Source organism: Vibrio sp. FE10 (assembly GCF_030297155.1).
GTDB classification, from domain to species: domain Bacteria; phylum Pseudomonadota; class Gammaproteobacteria; order Enterobacterales; family Vibrionaceae; genus Vibrio; species Vibrio apostichopi.
On the sequence record NZ_AP028068.1, the window covers coordinates 1,803,761 to 1,824,574 of the forward strand.

The 20,814-nt window shown below is 43.5% G+C and carries 15 protein-coding genes; 6 read left to right on the plus strand and 9 right to left on the minus strand.

Going from position 1 to position 20,814, the window contains the following annotated elements:
* Window positions 1–69 precede the first annotated feature (69 nt).
* A complete protein-coding gene (locus QUF19_RS24860; protein WP_286300716.1) occupies window positions 70–1,065 on the minus strand; it encodes a D-alanine--D-alanine ligase in 996 nt (331 codons plus the stop codon).
* 179 nt (window positions 1,066–1,244) lie between these two features.
* The gene (locus tag QUF19_RS24865; RefSeq protein WP_017108031.1) at window positions 1,245–1,808 is read right to left on the minus strand and encodes an SPOR domain-containing protein; all 564 of its coding nucleotides are present in this window, start codon (window positions 1,806–1,808) and stop codon (window positions 1,245–1,247) included.
* 216 nt (window positions 1,809–2,024) lie between these two features.
* Here QUF19_RS24865 and QUF19_RS24870 point away from each other — a divergent pair, with 216 nt between their 5' ends.
* Window positions 2,025–4,709 carry a bifunctional acetate--CoA ligase family protein/GNAT family N-acetyltransferase gene (locus tag QUF19_RS24870; protein ID WP_076670443.1) on the plus strand — a complete coding sequence of 895 codons (2,685 nt, stop codon included), beginning with the start codon at window positions 2,025–2,027 and terminating at the stop codon, window positions 4,707–4,709.
* On the opposite strand, the gene QUF19_RS24875 is transcribed toward QUF19_RS24870, so the two are convergent.
* Window positions 4,698–5,585 carry a LysR family transcriptional regulator gene (locus tag QUF19_RS24875; protein ID WP_102436920.1) on the minus strand — a complete coding sequence of 296 codons (888 nt, stop codon included), beginning with the start codon at window positions 5,583–5,585 and terminating at the stop codon, window positions 4,698–4,700. The genes QUF19_RS24870 and QUF19_RS24875 overlap by 12 nt on opposite strands.
* A gap of 225 nt (window positions 5,586–5,810) precedes the next feature.
* Here QUF19_RS24875 and QUF19_RS24880 point away from each other — a divergent pair, with 225 nt between their 5' ends.
* Window positions 5,811–7,958: a TonB-dependent hemoglobin/transferrin/lactoferrin family receptor gene (locus tag QUF19_RS24880; RefSeq protein ID WP_286300725.1), complete on the plus strand. Its 2,148-nt coding sequence runs from the start codon at window positions 5,811–5,813 to the stop codon at window positions 7,956–7,958.
* Window positions 7,959–8,319: 361 nt separating this feature from the next.
* Here the strand turns inward: QUF19_RS24880 and galE are convergent, their stop codons facing one another.
* The 3 genes from galE to QUF19_RS24895 all read right to left on the minus strand — a co-directional run bounded on the left by galE (window position 8,320) and on the right by QUF19_RS24895 (window position 11,924).
* Window positions 8,320–9,333, minus strand: a complete 1,014-nt coding sequence (galE, locus tag QUF19_RS24885; RefSeq protein WP_017112006.1) for a UDP-glucose 4-epimerase GalE — start codon at window positions 9,331–9,333, stop codon at window positions 8,320–8,322.
* Window positions 9,334–9,405: 72 nt separating this feature from the next.
* Window positions 9,406–11,388: a sensor domain-containing diguanylate cyclase gene (locus QUF19_RS24890; RefSeq protein WP_286300728.1), complete on the minus strand. Its 1,983-nt coding sequence runs from the start codon at window positions 11,386–11,388 to the stop codon at window positions 9,406–9,408.
* Window positions 11,388–11,924, minus strand: coding sequence for a YfiR family protein (locus QUF19_RS24895; protein WP_286300731.1), 537 nt, complete (start codon window positions 11,922–11,924; stop codon window positions 11,388–11,390). The genes QUF19_RS24890 and QUF19_RS24895 overlap by 1 nt, the downstream gene beginning before the upstream one ends.
* Before the next feature lie 291 nt (window positions 11,925–12,215).
* On the opposite strand from QUF19_RS24895, the gene QUF19_RS24900 reads away from it, so the two are divergent.
* The 3 genes from QUF19_RS24900 (at window position 12,216) to QUF19_RS24910 (ending at window position 14,837) form a co-directional block, all read left to right on the plus strand.
* Window positions 12,216–12,959: a 5-oxoprolinase subunit PxpA gene (locus QUF19_RS24900; protein WP_286300733.1), complete on the plus strand. Its 744-nt coding sequence runs from the start codon at window positions 12,216–12,218 to the stop codon at window positions 12,957–12,959.
* A gap of 176 nt (window positions 12,960–13,135) precedes the next feature.
* Window positions 13,136–13,906 (plus strand): 5-oxoprolinase subunit B family protein, encoded by a 771-nt coding sequence (locus QUF19_RS24905; protein WP_286300735.1) that lies wholly within the window; start codon window positions 13,136–13,138, stop codon window positions 13,904–13,906.
* Window positions 13,899–14,837 carry a 5-oxoprolinase subunit C family protein gene (locus QUF19_RS24910; RefSeq protein WP_286300737.1) on the plus strand — a complete coding sequence of 313 codons (939 nt, stop codon included), beginning with the start codon at window positions 13,899–13,901 and terminating at the stop codon, window positions 14,835–14,837. The genes QUF19_RS24905 and QUF19_RS24910 overlap by 8 nt, the downstream gene beginning before the upstream one ends.
* Before the next feature lie 153 nt (window positions 14,838–14,990).
* Here the strand turns inward: QUF19_RS24910 and QUF19_RS24915 are convergent, their stop codons facing one another.
* The 3 genes from QUF19_RS24915 to QUF19_RS24925 form a co-directional block, all read right to left on the minus strand.
* Complete coding sequence (locus QUF19_RS24915; protein WP_286300739.1) at window positions 14,991–16,445, minus strand: FAD-dependent oxidoreductase; 1,455 nt, start codon at window positions 16,443–16,445, stop codon at window positions 14,991–14,993.
* Between the two features lie 556 nt (window positions 16,446–17,001).
* Window positions 17,002–19,440: an ABC transporter permease gene (locus tag QUF19_RS24920; RefSeq protein WP_286300742.1), complete on the minus strand. Its 2,439-nt coding sequence runs from the start codon at window positions 19,438–19,440 to the stop codon at window positions 17,002–17,004.
* 1 nt (window position 19,441) lies between these two features.
* Window positions 19,442–20,116 (minus strand): ABC transporter ATP-binding protein, encoded by a 675-nt coding sequence (locus tag QUF19_RS24925; protein WP_286300744.1) that lies wholly within the window; start codon window positions 20,114–20,116, stop codon window positions 19,442–19,444.
* Between QUF19_RS24925 and QUF19_RS24930 the strand changes: the two genes are divergently transcribed.
* Complete coding sequence (locus tag QUF19_RS24930; protein WP_102311994.1) at window positions 20,115–20,738, plus strand: arylesterase; 624 nt, start codon at window positions 20,115–20,117, stop codon at window positions 20,736–20,738. The genes QUF19_RS24925 and QUF19_RS24930 overlap by 2 nt on opposite strands.
* The last annotated feature ends 76 nt before the right edge of the window (window positions 20,739–20,814 follow it).

Consider the following 20,814-nt stretch of genomic DNA (forward strand, 5'->3'; position numbering starts at 1 on the left):
AAAGCGCAAGGCATTAGTTTGTCAGCGTCTCGTTGTTGGGTTCAGCTTTACAACGAGTGATTAGATGAGCTAAGCAAGGCTCGTTCTAACGCAGTTCTCTAAGAACTGACTAAATTTAGGCCCATCATGTTCGACCATTTTAGGGAACATAGAAATCGGCGTCATACCCGGGAACGTATTCACTTCGTTCAGGTAGATCTCATTATCTTGTGTTAAGAAGAAGTCGATACGCGATAAGTGACGAAGCTTCATTTGAGAGAAAACTTTGCGCGCGCTGTCTGCAATCAATTCACGTTGTTCGTCAGTTAGGTTACTTGCTTCCACTTCAGTAATTGAGTGGCTGTCTGCACTGTATTTCTCTTCATAAGAATAGAATGCGCCATTCGGTGCAATCACCTCGCCCGGCTTGCTGATGTAAAGCTTACCATCAAGTTCATACGCAGCAACTTCCAGTTCTCTTGGAACGACTGACTTCTCGACAAGTACTTGGTCTGAGAAGGTAAACGCTTTATTGATCGCTTCGCTTAGATCTTCTACTTGGTTTACTTGATAACAGCCAACAGAAGAACCTTGACGAGCCGCTTTCACAAATACTTTACCCCAATTTTCAAAGGCTTGAGTTGCTTGTGAGTGAGTTTGATCTGTGTTGTCTGATAGAAACAGGTATGGTGTGTTTGGAATGCCCAGTGCGTCATACCAAAGCTTCGACGTGATCTTGTTGAAGCTGTTGTTACTTGCTTCAGAACCACAACCTAGATACGGAATTTTCGCCAGTTCAAACAGTGACTGGATGTCACCCGTTTCACCTGGGAAGCCGTGAATGCAAGGCACAATGAAATCTACTTTTGAATCGAGTTCATCGCCACGTAAAGCTTGATTGTTGATATCGAGATAAACCAATTCACCTGAATCAAGACACCAGCCTTCGTTTTTAATCTCAACTCTTACAACGTTAAAATCTGCAACGCTATTGAGTTGTTCAAAAAGGTAATTGGCTGAAACTAAAGACACTTCATGCTCTGAAGATCCACCGCCGCAAAGTAGAAGGATGTTTGTGGTGTTCATGGGTAAATTCGGTCCTTGAAACTAGGAATACTGACTTCAATGATAAACAAAAGTCGAAATAGGTACAGTGTTTTGAACGTTAAATTTGTGTCCGAAAGGACGAGCGATTAACTATTAAACAAAACCGTTCGTCTCAAAACAAAAGAAGGAGCATTTGCTCCCTCTTTATGAATTAAAACTTAGTTCAACTTGTTAAGCGTTGGGTATTCAGAGTTTTTGATGTCATCAATGCTCTTAACGAACGGCTTCAAGTTTTGGAAAGTGGTCGGCAGAGTTGAAATCGCCTTTTTAGCTTCTAAGCGTGTCGCGTAATCACCGTAAAGGACAGTGAACCACTTAGTGCCGTTAACCATTTTGTAGTTTTCCCAAACTGGTTGAGAAGTCGTTGGTAGCATTTTCACGAAAGAATCGACTTTAGTTTGGCTGCCAACAGCAACAACTTGGACTGTGTAACCAAAACGCTGGTTCATGTCTTGCTGCTTCTTAGTTGGGCCTGTTACTACTGCAACGGGTTTAGCCCTAGTCGTTTGAGTCACTTTCTGTTCAACAGGTTGGGTCTTGATAACGTTGACGACATTCTCTTCAACAACGCCTGTTTGCTCAGATTGAGATACAACTGGAGCTTCAACTTTGGCAGTTTTGTACTCTTCTTGATAGCTATCTGAAGTTACATTAGTCACGTAGTCGTCAGATACACATGCAGCCAAGAGCAGTGGCAAAGTCGCAATTGCAAATTTTTTCATGGAAAGCTCTATATCCTTAATAATAATTACTATAAATCATGCCGATACGTCGGTTTAGAATCAAGTTAACTTTGAGATTATACACCATTAGTGGGTGACCTATTTCACAAACTTTATGCAGTGTTTGCTTATTCATCTGAATTCGGTGAATTTGCCATCAACCTGTGAATCAAAAGTAAGTTACGATGAACTTACGTGCATTGCTAGGATATGTCTATGAATCATCTTGATCCCCTCCTTAAACCCCGCTCAATCGCAGTTGTTGGTGCTTCTCAACGAGAAACCCGAGCGGGATATATCGTTATGAACAATTTGTTGCACGGGGATTTTAAAGGTGCGGTGATGCCGGTTACGCCGAAATACGATTCAGTGGCGGGTGTGCTTTCTTATAAGAACATTTTATCGTTACCTATCGTTCCAGATCTCGCGATTTTGTGTACCAACGCGACACGCAATGTCGGCATCTTTGAAGAGTTGGCCGAGAAAGGGATTGCGTCGGTGATTGTGCTTTCTTCTGACATGCACCAGCACAGTGACAACGGCGAAACGTTTGATTCAAGATGCCTCGCCATTGCCAAAAAACATAATATCCGAGTGCTTGGCCCGAATAGCTTGGGGATTATTGTCCCTTGGCTTAATTTGAACGCGTCTTTCTCTCCAGTAACAGCACTACCCGGCAAAATCGCGTTTGTTTCTCAGTCTGCGGCTGTTTGTACCACGATCCTTGATTGGGCTAACGACAAAGAGATTGGCTTCTCTGCATTTATCTCGATCGGTAATGGCAGTGACATTGAGTTTTCAGAGCTATTGGATTATTTGAGTACCGATTCGCACACTGAAGCAATCTTGCTTTATGTCGATAGTATTAGTGATGCGAGGCGCTTTATATCTGCGGCGCGTGCGGCTTCGCGTAACAGGCGAATTTTGGTGTTGAAAGGCGGTCGAACGGCGAAAGGTAGAGCGGCCGCCATGGCACACACAGGTGGAGCCGACACATTAGACATCATTTATGACTCAGCAATTCGACGTAGCGGCATGCTGCGAGTTAAGAATTTGCATGAACTGTTTGCCGCGGTAGAAACGCTGACTCACTCGGTGCCATTGCGTGGTGAACGTCTTGCTATCGTTACCAATGGTGGTGGCCCTGCAATTATGGCCGTGGATACCCTGTTTGACCGTGGTGGTAAGCTTGCTGAACTATCCGAGCAGACTCTAGATAAGCTGAGTAATGTATTACCTTCAAGTTGGTCGCACAGCAACCCTATCGACATTGTCGGTGATGCTGGTGATCAGCGTTATATAGATACGATTAACACGCTGCTTGATGGAGATGAAGCCGATGCCATTCTTATCATGCACAGTCCTTCTGCTATCGCACATTCAGCCCAAACGGCAGAGCGAATTATTGAAGCGATTAAGAAGCACCCTCGCCATAAGCGATTCAATATATTAACCAATTGGTCTGGTGAACTGACAGCAAGGCCTGCAAGAAAACTGTTCACAGAAGCGGGTATTCCAACCTATCGAACGCCGGAAAGTTCTGTGGTCGCCTTCATGCACTTAGTCGAGTACAGACGCAACCAACGCCAGCTAATGGAAACACCAACGACCGCTGAAAAAGTTCACATTGAAGACTTGGCTGATGCGAAAAATTGGATAGAACGCCAACTACTGGATAAAGATACAGTTAGCCTTGATACTCACCAAAACAGTCAGTTTTTCAAGCACTTTAACTTAGATGTTCTGCCAACTTGGATCGCTTCAGACCCAAGTGAAGCGGTACATATCGCGGAAACGATTGGTTATCCCGTTGCGGTAAAACTGCGTTCGCCAGACATCGCGCATAAATCAGATGTACAAGGTGTAATGCTCAATCTACGAAACAGCAGTGAAGTGGCCAATGCGGCTCAAGCGATTCTCGATCGATCTCAATTGTCATTCCCTACCGCGCATATTCATGGGTTGCTGATTCAAGGAATGGCTAAACTTGCGGGCGGGCAAGAGTTACGCGTGAAAGTAACAACCGATGAAACCTTTGGTCCTATCATTTTACTTGGTCAAGGGGGGTCTGAGTGGGACGAATCGATTGATGCCGCAGCTGCCTTTCCACCGCTGAACATGACACTGGCTCGTTACTTGATTATTAGAGCGATAAAAAGCGGCAAGATTCGCCTGCAGAAATTACCTAATCCGATTGATATTGAAGGGCTCTCTGAGTTGCTGGTTCGTATATCTCAAATGGTGGTCGATTGCCCTGAAATACATGATTTGGATATCCATCCAGTATTGGCCAATGGTGACAAATTCACGATATTGGACGCGGATATCATTTTGAAAGCTTATGAGGGAGACCCGCAAGAAAGACTCGCGATTCGCCCATACCCAGTCGAACTGGAAGAAACCATACAGTTAAAGGATGGGACTGAGGTGCTGTTGCGCCCTATTCTTCCTGAAGATGAGCCGCTTCACGCCGACTTTATTAACCGAGTCTCTAAAGAGGATCTGTATAAGCGTTTCTTTAGTGATGTCGGTGAATTCAATCATGAGGCATTGGCGAACTTTACTCAGATTGATTTCGATAGAGAGATCGCTTTTGTGGTCGTTCGCAAGGAACAAGGTGTGCCAGCGATCATCGGCGTTTCAAGAGCACTGATTAACCCTGAGAACACGGATGCAGAGTTTGCGATACTGATACGGTCTGATCTGAAAGGTGTTGGCTTAGGTCGTATACTGATGACTAAGGTTATCGATTACTGCCGCGCTAAACAGACCAAGCAGATGTCGGGAATGACGATGCCAACGAATAGAGGGATGCTGACTCTAGCTCAAAAGCTTGGTTTTAAGCTAGACATCAGTTTTGAAGATGGTACTGCTGATATGGTTCTGCCACTATTTGAGTGACCATGTCTTTTTTAGATGTTGAATACACCAAGATTTGGCGTCGCCCATTTTGTTGCGTCGCCAAGCCATCACAATATCGATAGGTTGCGGCTCTGTTCCCGAAATCTGCTGTAGAACGCCAGATTCGATCAGTGGTTTCGCTATAACACTCGGTAAGGTACCAATCCCTAATCCCGTCGTTAACGCTTCTACTTTCGCAGGGAAGCTCGTGACCGTTAATCGCGGTTGTTTCTCTAGGATATTACGACTTAAAGCGGGTTGATCGCGGGCTGTATCTGCAATTGCGATCACCCTGTAACTTTCCCTCGCCTTTTGGTCGAATTCGCCAGAACGTTTGTGAACATAGTGGTTTGATGCCGCGACCCATACCATTTCCATTTTCCCGATTACGTCACTTTTCATGTCGTTTGGAATCGTGTCAAGCTTAGGGCATACCAATAGATCGGCACGGCCATCTGTGAGAGATTCCCAACAACCCGCTAAGATTTCTTCTTGTAAGCGAACACGTGTCTTACTGATTTTGCCGAGCTCATCGACTAGCGAGAAGAAATTAGCAATCGGAATGATGCCATCAAAGGCAATGGTCAAATCCAACTCCCAGCCATTTGCTAGAATACTCGCGTCATTAACGAGTTGTTCTGTGGCGCCAAGAATAATCCTACCTTGCTCTAATATTAACTGCCCCGCTTCCGTGAAATTTGCACGGTGGCCTGAGCGGTCAAAAATCATGATATCCAAGTCTTGTTCTAACTTCTGGATTTGATAACTCAATGAAGAAGGTGCTCGGTCCATTTCATTCGCTGCAGCGGCAAAACTCCCACGACGATCTATGGCATCCAGTATATGTAGTGCTTCAAGTGTTATTGGGCTATGCATCAGTATCCAACTTTATAAATGAGAGGTTAATCACAAAAATTGAAGTATTCACCAGCTAAATGGAACGTTTAAAGCTTTTAAAATACAACGAGTTATACGGTTAAAATAGGTTTAGGCTGACGAAATCGAAAATAAATTCAAATGCAAATAATAGTAATTATCATTTAGATCCAATATTATCTTTCGCAAATCAAGATAATACTATGGAATTAAGGTAACTATCAGATGTATAAGCAATCCCTACTCTCTGCTTCAATCGTTTTAGCGCTTTCATCAACCTCAGCCTTTGCTGAAGATTATGCCCTATTTGACGAGGTTGTTGTATCTTCGACTCGTACGAATCAAACACTTATCAATACTGCGGCTTCTGTGACTGTCATCTCTGACGAGCAAATCGAAGAGAACATGGCAAAAGATGTTAACGAAATCTTCGAATACACTCCGGGTGTGACGATGAATTCGAGCTCTCGTCAAGGCGCACAGACTATCAACATTCGTGGAATGGAAGGCAAACGCGTTAAGATTTTGGTTGATGGTTCATCGCAACCAGGTTCATTTGATGGTGGCCCTTATGCATTTATTAACTCTAGCGGTATTTCAATCGATCCCGATATGTTGAAAAGCGTCGAAATCATCAAAGGCGCTGCTTCAAGTTTACACGGAAGTGACGCTATTGGCGGCGTTGTTGCTTTCGAAACTAAAGACCCTTCTGATTTCTTAAAAGATGGCGAAGATTTTGGTGGCCAAGCTAAACTGTCTTACTCTTCAGAAGACAATTCTTTTAGCGAACATGTTGCGTTAGCGAATCGATTCGGCGACCTAGAAACATTGGTAGCCTACACGCGTCGAGATGGTGAAGAGTTGCAAAACTTCCGTAACCCTAACGACTTAGAGAACTACGCTGTTGAAGGTCAAGATACCTCAGCAGATAATCTTTTGGTTAAGTTGCAATACCAGTTAAACGAAAGTCATCGTATCGAGTTCTTAGCTGAGCTAATCAAAGATACTTCAGACTCTGACATCTACCACTCAAGCTACGATAGCTATACAGGTGCTGATGACACAACGCAAAATCGATTCGCTATTAAGCACATTTGGTTCGCTGATGGCACAATTGCCGATACCGTGACGAGCAAAGTATCGTACATTTCTAAAGAAGAAAATGGTGTAACGAAGCGCTTTAAACCTGCTGGCCCAGGTATGCCACCTTGGGTACCAGCTAACAACGACAACTTACAAACTAAAGACTACGAGTACACCGAAGATAAGCTTGAAATCGAGACGCAGTTAGATAAAGAAATTAACAACCATTACCTAGTGTATGGTGCGACTTATACACATAGTGACATTAGTAACACCAACATGGAGTACAACTCTGATCCAGCTACTGATGATCAGCTTTATGTATACACTCCTGATGCTAAAGAGCAAAAATTCGGCTTGTTTGTTCAAGATGAAATTAGCCTAATGAATGACAAGCTGGTTGTGACTCCAGGTGTTCGTTTTGATTACTTCTCAACGGATCCAGGCAGCAGCACTACCGAATCGTTGACTGATTTCTCTGATTCTGCAGTAACAGGTCGTTTAGGTTCAACCTACAAACTGACAGATACAGGCACTATTTTTGGCCAAATAAGCCAAGGCTTTAGAGCTCCTTCTTTTGATGAGCTTTATTACACCTATGACAACCCTGGACACGGCTACGTAAATGATCCAAACCCAGATCTGAAGTCAGAAACAAGTATCTCTTACGAGTTAGGCTACCGTCATAATACTCAAGCTTCATCATCTGAAATTGCGGCTTACTATAGTGACTACGATGATTTCATCGAGACAGTAGTTACGAAAAAGGTTGGCGGAATGACGCACTATTCCAACGTTAACTTAGATTCGGCAACGATTAAGGGAATTGAGTTCTCGAACACGTTACTTTGGGATGTTTTGGTAGGCGCGCCTGAAGGTATTTCGACACACTTCGTTGCGTCATACACTGAAGGTGAAGACGGAAACGGAAATGCACTAAATAGTGTGAACCCTTGGAATGCTGTATTCGGTCTTAACTACGATGCTCCAAACCAAAACTGGGGTACTAGCCTTAAGTTAAACTACACGGCTGACAAGTCTGGTTCAGACATCAACTTCGATGACGAAAGTGGCGGCAACGCTGGTCAAGCTGAGCTTCCAAGTGCTACGGTTGTTGACTTGACGGCTTACTACAAACCAATCAAAGATCTGACTATTCGTGGTGGCGTGTTTAACTTAACGAATGAAGAGTACTACCGTTGGAACGACATTCGCGGCGACGATGAGCTTTACAAAGAAAACTCTCAAGCGGAAAGAAACTACGGCATCTCAGCTAAATACGAATTCTAATTCGTTAAATAGCTGATACAGAAAAGCTTATGTAGCAGAAACTAAAAAGCCAGCTTAATGCTGGCTTTTATCTATTTCACTAAAAATTGTATCAAAAAGGAATAAGTGAAATTACGTCTTACTTCTCTGCCATTTCTTTCTTAACCATTACTGCAGCAGCAATGATGAAAGTGATGATTAGGCCTAGTTCCATGATTAACTCCAAAGAAAATTAACATTAAACATATAATTCGCGAGCATAGTAACACAACGAATACAGAATGATACTTTTTAACCACTAATTTACTTTTTATTCGATTTAGATCAAAAAAGATGCCCTAAAGCATCTTTTTGTACGTTAACTATTCATGAAACGACTAGATCAACCAGGGAAACCATCAGGGTTCGTTGACTGCCAGCGCCACGTATCTTCGGTCATATCAGTCAGTGTGCGCGTCGCATTCCAGCCCAACTCTTTCTGAGCTTTAGCCGGATCAGCCCAACATTCTGCGATGTCACCTGGGCGACGATCGACCAGTTGATAAGGGACTTGTTTACCGCTCGCTTTCTCGAACGCCTTAACCATATCTAATACACTTGAACCGTTGCCTGTACCAAGGTTGTAAATATGAAGACCGTCTTTACGCCCTACTTTCTCAAGTGCAGCAATATGACCGTCAGATAGATCCATGACGTGGATGTAATCACGTACGCCAGTGCCGTCTTTTGTTGGGTAATCGCTACCAAATACTGATAAGAATTCACGACGGCCTACAGCCACTTGAGATACGAATGGCATTAGGTTATTTGGGATACCTTGCGGATCTTCACCTAACTCACCACTTGGATGAGAACCGACTGGGTTGAAGTAACGCAGCAGGGTAATACTCCAATCTGGATTCGCTTGTTGAAAATCGGTTAAACACTCTTCAACCATTAGCTTGCTACGGCCATAAGGGTTAGTTGCACTTGTCGGGAAATCTTCAGTAATTGGAACACTCGCTGGATCGCCGTATACCGTTGCTGATGAACTAAATACCAGTGTTTTTACACCCGCTTCACGCATAGCATCGACAAGAACTAGAGAGCCATTAACATTGTTGTCGTAGTATTCAAGAGGCTTAGCAACGGATTCACCAACCGCTTTCAAACCAGCAAAGTGGATAACAGCTTCGATGTTATGTTGCTTCATGGTTTCAATCAGCAGTGCTTTATCGCGAATGTCGCCCTCAATAAAATCAGGACGAACGCCGGACACTTTCTCGATACGTTCTAATACGCTCGGTTTGCTATTGTACAAGTTATCAAAAAGAACAGGTGTCATGCCTGCATTGATCATTTGGATACTTGTGTGACTGCCGATGTAGCCCATGCCACCTGTAACTAAAACATTCATGCTTAGTAAACCTTTATAAAAATACTCAACCTATGGCTTATGATACAACAACTTAACGCGAGCTAACAGACATCAGTACTGTTGATTGTCTGCAGAGAAGGTATATTGACCTTTTCCTTTGTGCTTCGCTTGATACATCGCTTCATCGGCCATTTTTAAAATCGTGTCGAGATCTTTGTCTGATCCATCGACTAAATGGATTCCTATACTTGCACCGACTTTCAGTGTTCGCTGTTTGTAGTTCACTTCTTGTTCGATAAGATCCAACAAACGCTCCGCTAACTTGGCGATTAAGTTTTTGTCGGTCTGTTTAATAATAAGTACAAATTCGTCACCCGACAAACGTGCGACTAAATCCCCTGCTCTTACTTGCGAAAGCAAGCGGTCAGAAACCGTCTTAAGTATTTCGTCTCCAGCATCGTGTCCGTAGGTATCGTTTATACGTTTAAAGCCATCAAGATCTAAGTAAAGTACCGCAAACTGTTGATTTGAATAATGACTCGCGGATACGACACCATCTAAGAACTTATAAAGTTGCGCTCGATTCGCTAAACCGGTCAATGCGTCATGATGCGCTAAGTGTTCTAACCTCTCCATCTCTTTAACATTAGAGAGATCAGATAAAGTTAACACCATATCAAAATCGCCTTCTTTACGATCCGAGACAATTCGATTTACTTTGACGAACATTGGAACCAAAGTGCCTGAAACATTTTGCTCCCATACTTCTCCTTGCCATTGACCATAGTTTTCAAGAGAGCTGCGAATTGTCGGCATTAAGGACGAAAACTGCTGCCAAGAAAAGACTTCAAACGGCGTTTTGTCCACCAGCAAGTCAGCATGATAACCAAGTAACTGTGTGACCGCTGGGTTAACCATGGTAATAACGTTCGACGAATTGAGCACGATCAGCCCATCTTTACTGTTCTCAAATACGCCTGCCGCAAGTCGTTGACGGCTCATTGCCGTTTCAATCTCGGTCACGTCTTGTATCGCAAACAGAGTATGGCCATGTTTCGATAACGATCGGCTACTAATTTGTAACCATTGCTTAGATTGGAACAGATCAATGCTTTCGATCATTTCGTCGTTGAGCTCGATATTAGAATTTATAGCGGCTTGTAAAAAACCTGGTGGCTTAGTCGCGATGAGCTCTTGAATCGACATGTTTTCAAGAAAAGCTTCGGTACACTTAAAGATGTCTCGTGTAGCAGCATTAGCGTGAACAATGACCCCTTTTCGATCGACAACCAATAGTGAATGCTGAACCGTTTCAATGACTTCGTTCGCAAAAGATTTTTCTTCTTGCAGTTTATCTAATGTGAAATTGATCTGACTGTCACGATGCTTCAGCCTTTCTAACATGGTATTGAATGCACGAACTAAGTCGCCAATCTCATCGTTACTTGCGGCTGTTAATTTGGGTTGCTCTGAACGACGCTCAACAAATGCCTGCATTGCTTCATTTAACTCAAACATCGGTTGAATAATGAAACGTTGAACCATGGTTACGAGCACGATCCCCAGAAGTACGAGCAGAAATAAATAGATCACCGCGACTTTTAAAATGTTGGTCAGGATCTTAGCAAACGTCTGTTTGGATATTGTGACGCGTAGCTTTGCTATCATTTCATCATCTAGCCAAATGGGTACAGAGAGATAAATATAGTCTTCTGAGATCGCAAACTGCTGAGCGGCAATATCTTTGAGCTCATCAGCATTAGGCCTAGGTATGACGGTATTATCCACCTGATAGCTAGCAAATAACTGGTTGTCGTGATCAAATAACTTTACTCGCACTATGTCCTTATCGGCTGCAAAGGCAGACAAAATTTCGTTTGCGGAGGTTTTGTCTTCAAACAAAATCGCGGCTTGTAGATTGTATGCCACGCCTTGAGCCAACACTTTAACTCGTTGTATCAGGTTATCTTTCTCGCGTTCAAAAGTGACAGTGTAATTAATAGATTGAATTGTGATAAAGGCAACAGACACAAACAAGATGATCGGCAGGATAAGCTTGTTTTTGATGGATAGCTTATTGATGACAGACAACATTAATTACCCTCCACGACAGCGATACGTAACAAATTTGAGCCTATGATGTAGTTGCCTCTTTTGGCGTTGTCCAAATTGATCTTGGGTTTAATTTTTTTATCAACAGTAACAAGCTCAACGACACCTCCTATGCGAGTAAAGTTAGGAGTCGGACTGACAGTAATCATATTGGGCGAATATAAGCTGTTATCAAATCCCTCATCAGCAGCAGTAAAGTAAGTGATATCGCACTGTGTTGTGACAGTTTGGTGTACATGAATGGGCAGCAAGCGCATTGTTTCGCCATTGGTAAATGAGGTAAGCACATCACTGACTTCTTTATCCCCAATCACACAAAAATCGACGCTATTCATCTGACTCTCATTATCCCAACGAATAAAATTAGCGATTCTTAACAGATACATAGCCTTCATTTCATTGGAGCTGAAACTCGTCGCGTTCGAACCAAAAGAAGTGAGAAGTAAAATCAGCGCAAGTGTACCAATTGCAAATGATTGACAGAATTCGGCACGTTGCTCGAGCCTTTTGACACTCATGAGATACCCTTACGTAAATCTATTCGTAGTTAAATGTGATTGGGGTAAAGACTTTTTAATGACGGCACGTAGTCGTTGCTTTCATTCATGCTAAATTTGAGTGAGTTCGCGGGATATCTCCCGAGTTCACTTACTTTATAGGCAGAGTCGAATCTTTTGTTTATTCGCTCACTATATATGAAATGGAATACTGATAAGTTTCTGGTACCAAAACTTTGAAACAGGTCACTGTTTAATTCCATCATTTATACCAACGTCAGTAAGAACCTAAACGTAAAGGATTGAAAGCAAGTGACAATGAAGATTTTGCTTAATTGCGACATGGGAGAAAGTTTCGGCAATTGGAAGATGGGCGATGATGAATCGGTCATGGAATGGGTCGACATGGCGAATATTGCCTGCGGTTTTCATGCGTCCGATCCCCACGTGATGTCTAAGACTATTAAACTTGCTGAACATTACCATACTCAGATAGGAGCTCATCCCGGCTATCAAGATCTTGTTGGCTTTGGGCGACGTTCAATCCCTCATACTATTGACGAGATCAGCGAATTAGTTTGCTATCAAGTGGGCGCACTGCAAGCCTTGTGTCGTTATCACCATACAACGGTTGGGTATGTGAAGCCTCATGGTGCCCTTTATAACGATATGATGGCAAATACCGATGTGTTTAACGCAGTCGCTCAAGCGGTTGCTGAGTTCAACATCCCTTTAATGATCCTCTCTTCTTCTGATAATCAACAGTATTTAGACATCGCTGATGATCATGATTTGCCTCTACTCTTCGAAGCCTTCGCAGACAGAGCTTATTTAAACAGTGGACAGTTAGCCCCGAGAACTTTAAAAGGTTCGGTCTATGTCAATCAAGATGATATCTATAACCAAGTCATGCAGATCGTCAATTACGGATCAGTCACAACGCTCGAAGGTGAACGACTCCCTATTGAAGCCGACACGATTTGTGTCCATGGCGATAATCCACAATCGATCGCATTGATTAAAAAAATCAGACAAGACCTCAACGCTTTTAATTAATATTGCGAAAGCTAGAAAGCTACAAGCCTGTAAGTGTCAAAGCGGTTAGTTACAAATAAAGCGATAAGATAAGACCACATAACAAGAAACCATGGCCAATCACCAAAACTGCTTATGCTGTGATTGGCACGAATGGTACTTTAAAGCGTATTTCTTCGTATCAGTATGGAAGCGAAATGAAGATGAACAAGATTGAATTCAATATCGACCCTGTCGCAGAGTGCAGTGTTCTAGTTACATTAAAGCCGACTTACTCCTCAAACGTGACGCAAAGTGTAGAGCAAAGTTCAAGCGCAGATGATTCTCGATACATGGCCCACTTTTCTGAGGCCATTCGACAACATTTCGCGTCAGTATTAATGAACGTGACACCGGCTTATCACACAATATTGGTGGATTACCTGCCTTACCGAATATCTGAACAACAATTGGTCGAACAACTTAATACCCTACTCACTCAATCCTTGTCGACACTGGCAAACAACCATTCCCAATCAAACGTTGTTGAACTGCCCGCCTATTATTCTAAAGAAACCGCACTCGATTTAGAACGATACCAAGACAAAGGGTTATCGTTAGATTCTGTCATTGCTCATCACACTTCTCAGACATATCACGTCAGTGCAATTGGCTTTATTCCTGGCTTTGCCTTTATGTCTGATGTGGTTGATGAGCTGGTATTGCCGCGCCATGCGACTCCGCGTTTAAGCGTGCCCAAAGGCAGTATTGCTATTGCGGGGTCAAAAACGGCTGTTTATCCATCTGACTCACCGGGTGGATGGAATATTATAGGTAACTGCCCTTTATCATTGTTCGACTATGACCAATTAACCAGTGCAGACATAACCTCGCAAGGTCTCTCATTGTTGAATGTTGGCGATAGCGTGCAGTTTAAAACCATCACTAAGAAAGAATTCATTGAACTAGGAGGTGTACTTAATGGTTAAACCAACACTGACAGTACTTAAGCCGGGGCCAATGAGTTTGATTCAAGACTTCGGGCGGTTTGGTGTCGCACACCTCGGTTTAACACAAGGTGGCCCAGTGGATGATTACTCTTACAGTTGGGCTAATCACCTATTACAAAATCCAGTAAACCTAGCCGCGTTAGAAATTACACTAGGACAATGTGCTTTCAAGATCGATCATGATTGCGAAATGTCGATATGTGGTGGCGATTTACAGGCGGCTTTGGATGGTCAAAAGCTTGATAACTGGAGTACTTTCCAAGTTCGAGCTGGGCAGGTTTTATCTTTTGGATTGCCGAAGAATGGCCTTCGAGCCTATTTAGCGATTAAGGGAGGGTTTGATGTTCCCGTGACTTTGAATAGTCGATCTACGGTTACACGGGAAAAGATTGGCGGTCTTACCCAAAATGGCGAACCTTGCCAACAAGGTCAGAAGATAGCTTTCTCGACGCATCCTCTCACCCAACCTTTCAAGCCATTGAGCGTCACGTTCAGATACAAACCCAACTATAACCTGCCTTTGAATTTACGCATTATCGAAGGTTATCAATGCAATCTGTTTTCTGAATCTGCGAAGGAAACGCTCTATAGCTCCAGTTATCGTGTTGACCAGAATTCGAACCGTATGGGTTATCGACTCAGTGGCGAGCCGGTCACTTCTCCTGATGTATCCTTGTTATCAGAGGGAATAGCTCTTGGGGCGATTCAAATCCCACAAGACGGGCAACCTATCGTGTTATTGAACGACCGACAAACCATTGGTGGCTATCCGAAAATTGGTTGTATCGCTCGAATTGACTTACCGAGGTTAGCTCAAGCAAAACCGGGCCATGAAATATCGTTTAGTAAAGGCGATCGTTTGGGCTTACAAGATGTGTGGTGTCAGTGGGCACAGTTTTTCGGTTATTGATGTATTTGTTCTTGATGAACAACCCTATTAAGAAAACAAAACCAGACATCTAAATCGAAAAATCCAGCTTACTGTTTGCAGCAAGCTGGATTTTGAATTTGGGTATCGTGGTTCTAGGTTAAGGTATAAGCTTCTAGGAGAATTAGACTGCCTTTAGCCGTGATCTTGACCTGATACCTTCGCAAGCGCATCTGGGTAACCGCGCTCTTTGGTTAATCCTATCGCTCTGTTTTCAATATCATTCATGCTAAGTGACATTGTCACTGAGTGCGTATCTTCAATCGATACCGATTCAGCTATATCAAACCATTGCTCAGCAACCTTTTGCGCTGCTTCTAACGTGGAAGACGCTTTTACGACTTCAAGTCGAGCATAGCGCTCACCGCAGAAAGACACGTCTGAAGCTCTCAAGCTTGGGTCCGTCCCCGGAATTTGCTGCGCACCGAAAAGCGGCTTGCCGCCAACTTCTGCAGAAGCAAAGCTTGGAATGAACTGAGACATATGAGTAATCGCCGCTCGCGTTCTTAACTCAAGTTGCTCTTCGCTCCAACCGGATACGATTTTCTTAAGTAGCTTAGAGGGTAACTGAGGTTGTGATGAATCCGTTGAAGATGAAACCAACCCACCCTCAAACAGAGTAATTCCTTCTGTCATGCCATGAAGCTGGAACACACCATCAGCATACGGCGTTAATTGCGCCATACCTTGTGGAGTGCCTCTTGGGCCATGAAAGATAACCTCTGGCCATTCTTCCTTACATTCTTGAGAATATGGCCACTCAGTGACGTAGGCGGCTTTAAATTCAACCAGTCTTTGTTGCTTAGATCCAACAAAGTCGTCAACGATGCCGGTCTCGAAACCACTCGCATTAATCAAGTAATCTGCCGTCAGGTTACAACTTTGATTTTCACGATCTGTGTAAGTTAAAGACCAGCCTTCTCCCGTCGATTCAACAGATTGTAAACGGCTGTTGGTCAACACAGTACAATTCGATTGTTTATCAAGGGACAACTGAGCTGTCGCGGACAGTCGGAATACACTCCACCCATACTCTTGAACCATCGCGACTGGGTACTTAAGCGTGTCTAAATCAGTGTGTTTAGCAAAAGGAATACACCATTCATCGAGCGATGTAGGTTTCAGAGGCTGCGTCTTTGTAGAAAGCGCTAACAAATCCTCTTTACTGTAGAGTTTGTAATACTCTTCCGGATCGCCAAGCACTTGATTGCTTTTATCTTGTTTAACAAGATCCGCATAAGCTTGTTTGATGAGTTTAAGGCGAGGAAGTAAATCCATCGGTTCACCGCCATCACTATGTGGTACAGCGATGATTGTCGGTCGAATATTGATCGTGTGAGGGAATAGCCGGACAGTATCAATCGACTGCGTGAGCAACTGGAGACACTGCTCTACAGAAATATCTCGATACAAATTGCCGCCAGCGTGCAAGTGGCAAATAGGTGGTCCATTAACCAAACTTGGCCCTTTTTCCATGATAATGACCTTAAAACCCAGCTCACTAAAATGAATAGCGCTCGTGGTTCCGGCAATACCGCCGCCAACAATGGCAATAGAAGGTTGATTTGTATCCGTTTTGTTGTGGTTCATCGTGTTCTGTAGAATTAGATTAACTGCCCCCATTCTACTTTTGTTCGGCGATGAATTAAATCACATTTTTATCAAGGTCTTAGCATTCTGCTTATTAATATCAATGTAAAAAACAAAAATAATCTCTTGACTTAATAACTCTAGATTGAGGTTTGAAGGTTATTCTAACAGTCAGATTTGTCCTAAGTGACGCCACATAAAGGCTGTCTCAATACTCGTAAAACACCGACGTTAACTTATCCCTAAAGTTATCCACCGTTTTTGTGGATAACTGTTGATAACGTTCTTGCTAAGTTGCGCAAACCCTTTGTTTACAGGGACTAACCGATGTTCATAAAATCGTCGATATTGAACAATGAGTTTTAATTAATGCTGAGAAATGTCTATTTTAAGGTGAGATATATCTTGTTAGTCACACGAGTTGGTTAAATAAAAAGCGGCCTATCGCGAGTGACCTAAAAGATGTAAATAGGTATTCGCTGCTAGACCGCTTTAAAAAGTGTGGGTGACGTATGTTAGTTACCCGCTTTTACTTAACCAATGTCGTTTTTAATGCTTATCCAAAGTCCTTGTTTACTGGCGCCAACAAACGTTTAATCAAACTGTTGACCACCGCCGCTAAGGTCATGAAAGTCAGCACAGGCAAAACAATCCATAACATTGGGTGAAGTGATGGTTCTAATTCGAAGCCAAAGTTCATCACGCCAGCGACACTGAGTTCAGAACCTAAAGCTGCAATCGATCCCGCCACCAATGCCATCAATCCATATTCACACCAAATGGTATTGAGAATGCGCTTCTTACTCGCCCCTAAGGTTCGATATAAACGAATCTCTTGCTGTCTTTGAGATAAGCTCAGTCTTAGCAGTGTGAAAATTAACAACAGCCCCGCTACCACGCCAAGTGCTGCGAGCACGGTGATTGACCAGACGATTTGTTTAAGCAGCTCTTGTATCTTGCTGCCCATCTTACGAATGTCCATCAAACTTACAGTCGGGTGATTTCGAGATAGATCGTTGAGCATTTGGTTGTGTTGCTCTTCTAATCTGAAACTCACCAACCAAGTAGAAGGAATGGCACTCAATACATCCGGAGTAAAGATGAAGTAGAAGTTTGGCTTCATTTCACGCCACTCTACCTTCCTAATGCTATTGACGTTAGCCACAACGCTCTGGCTGTTTATCGTGAAAGTGAGCTCATCACCTATCTCCAAGCCAAGTTGTTCAGCCACTTCAGATTCGACGGATACGCCTTTCTCTTGAGTCCAAGTACCTTCAAGCACTTCGTTATAGACTGGTAGAGCGTCTCCCCACGTAAAGTTAATCTCTCGGCTTAGTGCATCTGTCCCTTCAGATGTATCACTGTACTCGTTCGCTTCGACTCCGTTTATTGTGGTTAAGCGACCACGAATAATTGGGAATGCCTGAGTACGTTCTACATCGTTGGCATCAATGGTCGCGAGATAATCGTCTTTCTCATAGCTCGCGATGTTCAGTGCAAACGCATTAGGCGCGTTTTCAGGTAAGGTTTGTTGCCAATCCGACAACAAATCACTTCTCACTAGCCAGATAATCGATAGCAGCATCAAAGACAACGCTAAAGACCCGAACTGAATACCAGTAGCAAAGGGTGTGCGATTGATTCGACTTAACGCCAAACGCATCGAAGTTGATGTCGGTAATTTGCCAAACAAGCGCAATACCACATTACTCACGACCGCTAATACTAAGAACAGACAAGCGATCCCAGCTAAGACAATCCACACCAACAAATTATCGCCGTACATCAACATCATTGGAATAACAGGCACAAGCAACAACAAGTATTTTTTATAGCTTTCACGTAACTGGTGATTTGATTGAATAACGCTGATAGCTGATGTGTTTACCAAACCTATTAGTGGGATACCTAACGCAGGCACGCCAATCAAGATACTCGATACGATAGCCAGTATTGCAGGCTCAGCACCATAACTCGGAAGCGGTGTTGGCAGTAAGTCACTAAGTGGAATTCGCAATAAAAACTCTAAGCCAATACCAATGGCGATACCGAGTACAGCGCCAATAACGACTAACAGAGATACCTGTACAGATAGCCATTTAATGATCCACGGTTTACTCGCACCTAAGCTTTTAAGCATCGCGATGGTTTTTCGACGACTCGCCACATAATGTTGGCAAGTCAGCACTAAAGTAGTCGCAGCCATGATCACAACAATAGCCACCGTTAGTGATAAGTATTGAGTGGTGCTTTCGAACATGTCGTTGGTACGACTGGATGAGTCTTGTGTACGCCAGCGATCACTTGGTGTCAGTTCGATACTGTCTTGTGCGGCTTTGAGTTTCGATTCATCACCATTTAAAAACAATCTAAAGCTAACGCGACTGCCTGGTTGGATTGCGCCTGTCGCTTCAACATCGTTATTGTGAATCAGAACAGCAGGCATTTGTTGGAAAGGGTTAAAACTCAAGCCCGGTTCTTGCGCGATACGCCCTGTGATTGTTAAATCGGCATCGCCTATCGTGACATTGTCACCTATCTCAACTTCTAGTTGAGCAAATATGCGCTCATCAAGCCACAATTCACCCGGTTCAACATGATTACTTGCCGCGTTATCTGCGCCTTCCAGTATCATTTCACCGCGTAAAGGGTAATTGCTCTCTAAGGCTTTAACGGTAACCAACTGCATCGAGTTATCACTGAATGCCATGGTTGAGAAACGGGTCAGCTGAGAGCTTTCTAACTGTTCAACCTGAGTCAGGTCTAATAAAGGTTGTGGGATTGGGTTTGCCGAGACAAATACACTGTCTGCGGTTAACGCATCTTTGCCCTGCTTTACGATCACTTGTTCCATACGCTCAGCCAACGCTGAAAGCGCGAACACACAAGCAATGATGAGCGTTAAAGCGATGGATACTGGCCATAGCTGACCATGTCGAATCTCTTCGATGCTCCATGAAAACAGTCGTTTGTTCAGTCCGTGTGATGAATTCAATTTACACTTCCTCTATGTGACCGACATGCATTTTCAAGGTTCTTTGGCAACGCTGTGCGAGTTTAGGGTCGTGCGTGACGAGAACAAGCGTGGTGCCGTGCGATGAATTGAGTTCAAACAACAACTCGACGATTTTCGCTGCGGTTTGTTGGTCTAGGTTGCCCGTTGGTTCATCGGCAAACAAAATTTTAGGCTTAATCATAAACGCACGAGCCAATGCGACCCTTTGTTGTTCGCCACCTGACAGTTGAGATGGCAAGTGATCAAGCCTATCTTTCAAACCCACTGATTCAAGCAAAGCTGTCGCGCGTTCGATGTCTTCGTCTTCACCTTTCAATAGACAAGGTAGCGTGACGTTTTGCAGAGCAGAAAGGCTTGGAATCAATAAGAAGCTTTGGAAAACAAATCCAACGGATTCACTGCGGATCTTGGCTCTCGCTTCATCGTCCAGCTGTGATAGAGGTTGGCCTAACAAACTGATTTCGCCAGTAGTTGGCACATCGAGCCCTGCAAGCAGTGTCATTAACGTGGATTTACCCGCACCTGAAGTACCGACAATTGCAACCGTTTCACCCTCACGAATATCGATATCAACTTGCTCTAAGATTGTTAAATGTTCTTGATTAGTAGACACTGTCTTGGAAACAGCTTCTGCTTTTATGATGGATGTATGCATGACTCGACTAATTTCCTTTTTATTTTTTATTTTATTTTCAACCGCTTCGTTAGCTCAAAGCTCTACGTCAGCTCAAGTTTCCAAGTTATTGGTACTTGGCGATAGCTTGAGTGCGGGTTACAACATGGATATCAAGCAAAGCTGGCCAAGTTTGTTGCCAGACGCATTGGAAAAACATGATAAAACCGTGAACGTGGTCAACGGCAGTATTTCTGGTGACACAACGGGCAATGGCTTAGCGCGTTTACCGCAACTGCTTGAAGAACATGCCCCAGACACCGTTCTTATTGAACTTGGCGCAAATGATGGACTGCGTGGCTTCCCACCTAAGCTTATGTCTGCGAATCTGGATCAGATCATCGAGCAAGTAAAAGCTGCGGGCGCGAAACCAATTATGATGCAGATTAAAATCCCACCTAACTACGGCAAACGTTACAACGAACAATTCGAGTACGTTTTTACATCGCTGTCTGATCAACAAGACGTGCCACTTTTGCCCTTTTTCCTTGAGCACATCATCCTCAAACCTGAGTGGATGATGAACGATGGACTGCATCCAAAACCAGAAGCTCAACCTTGGATCGCTGAATTCGTCGCCGAAGAATTATATCAGTATCTTTAGGTTTTAATGGTCTAGCTCAATAAATTTTACACAGCTTTACGTTAGCCTGAGTGCATATCACCGTTAACTGTAAGGT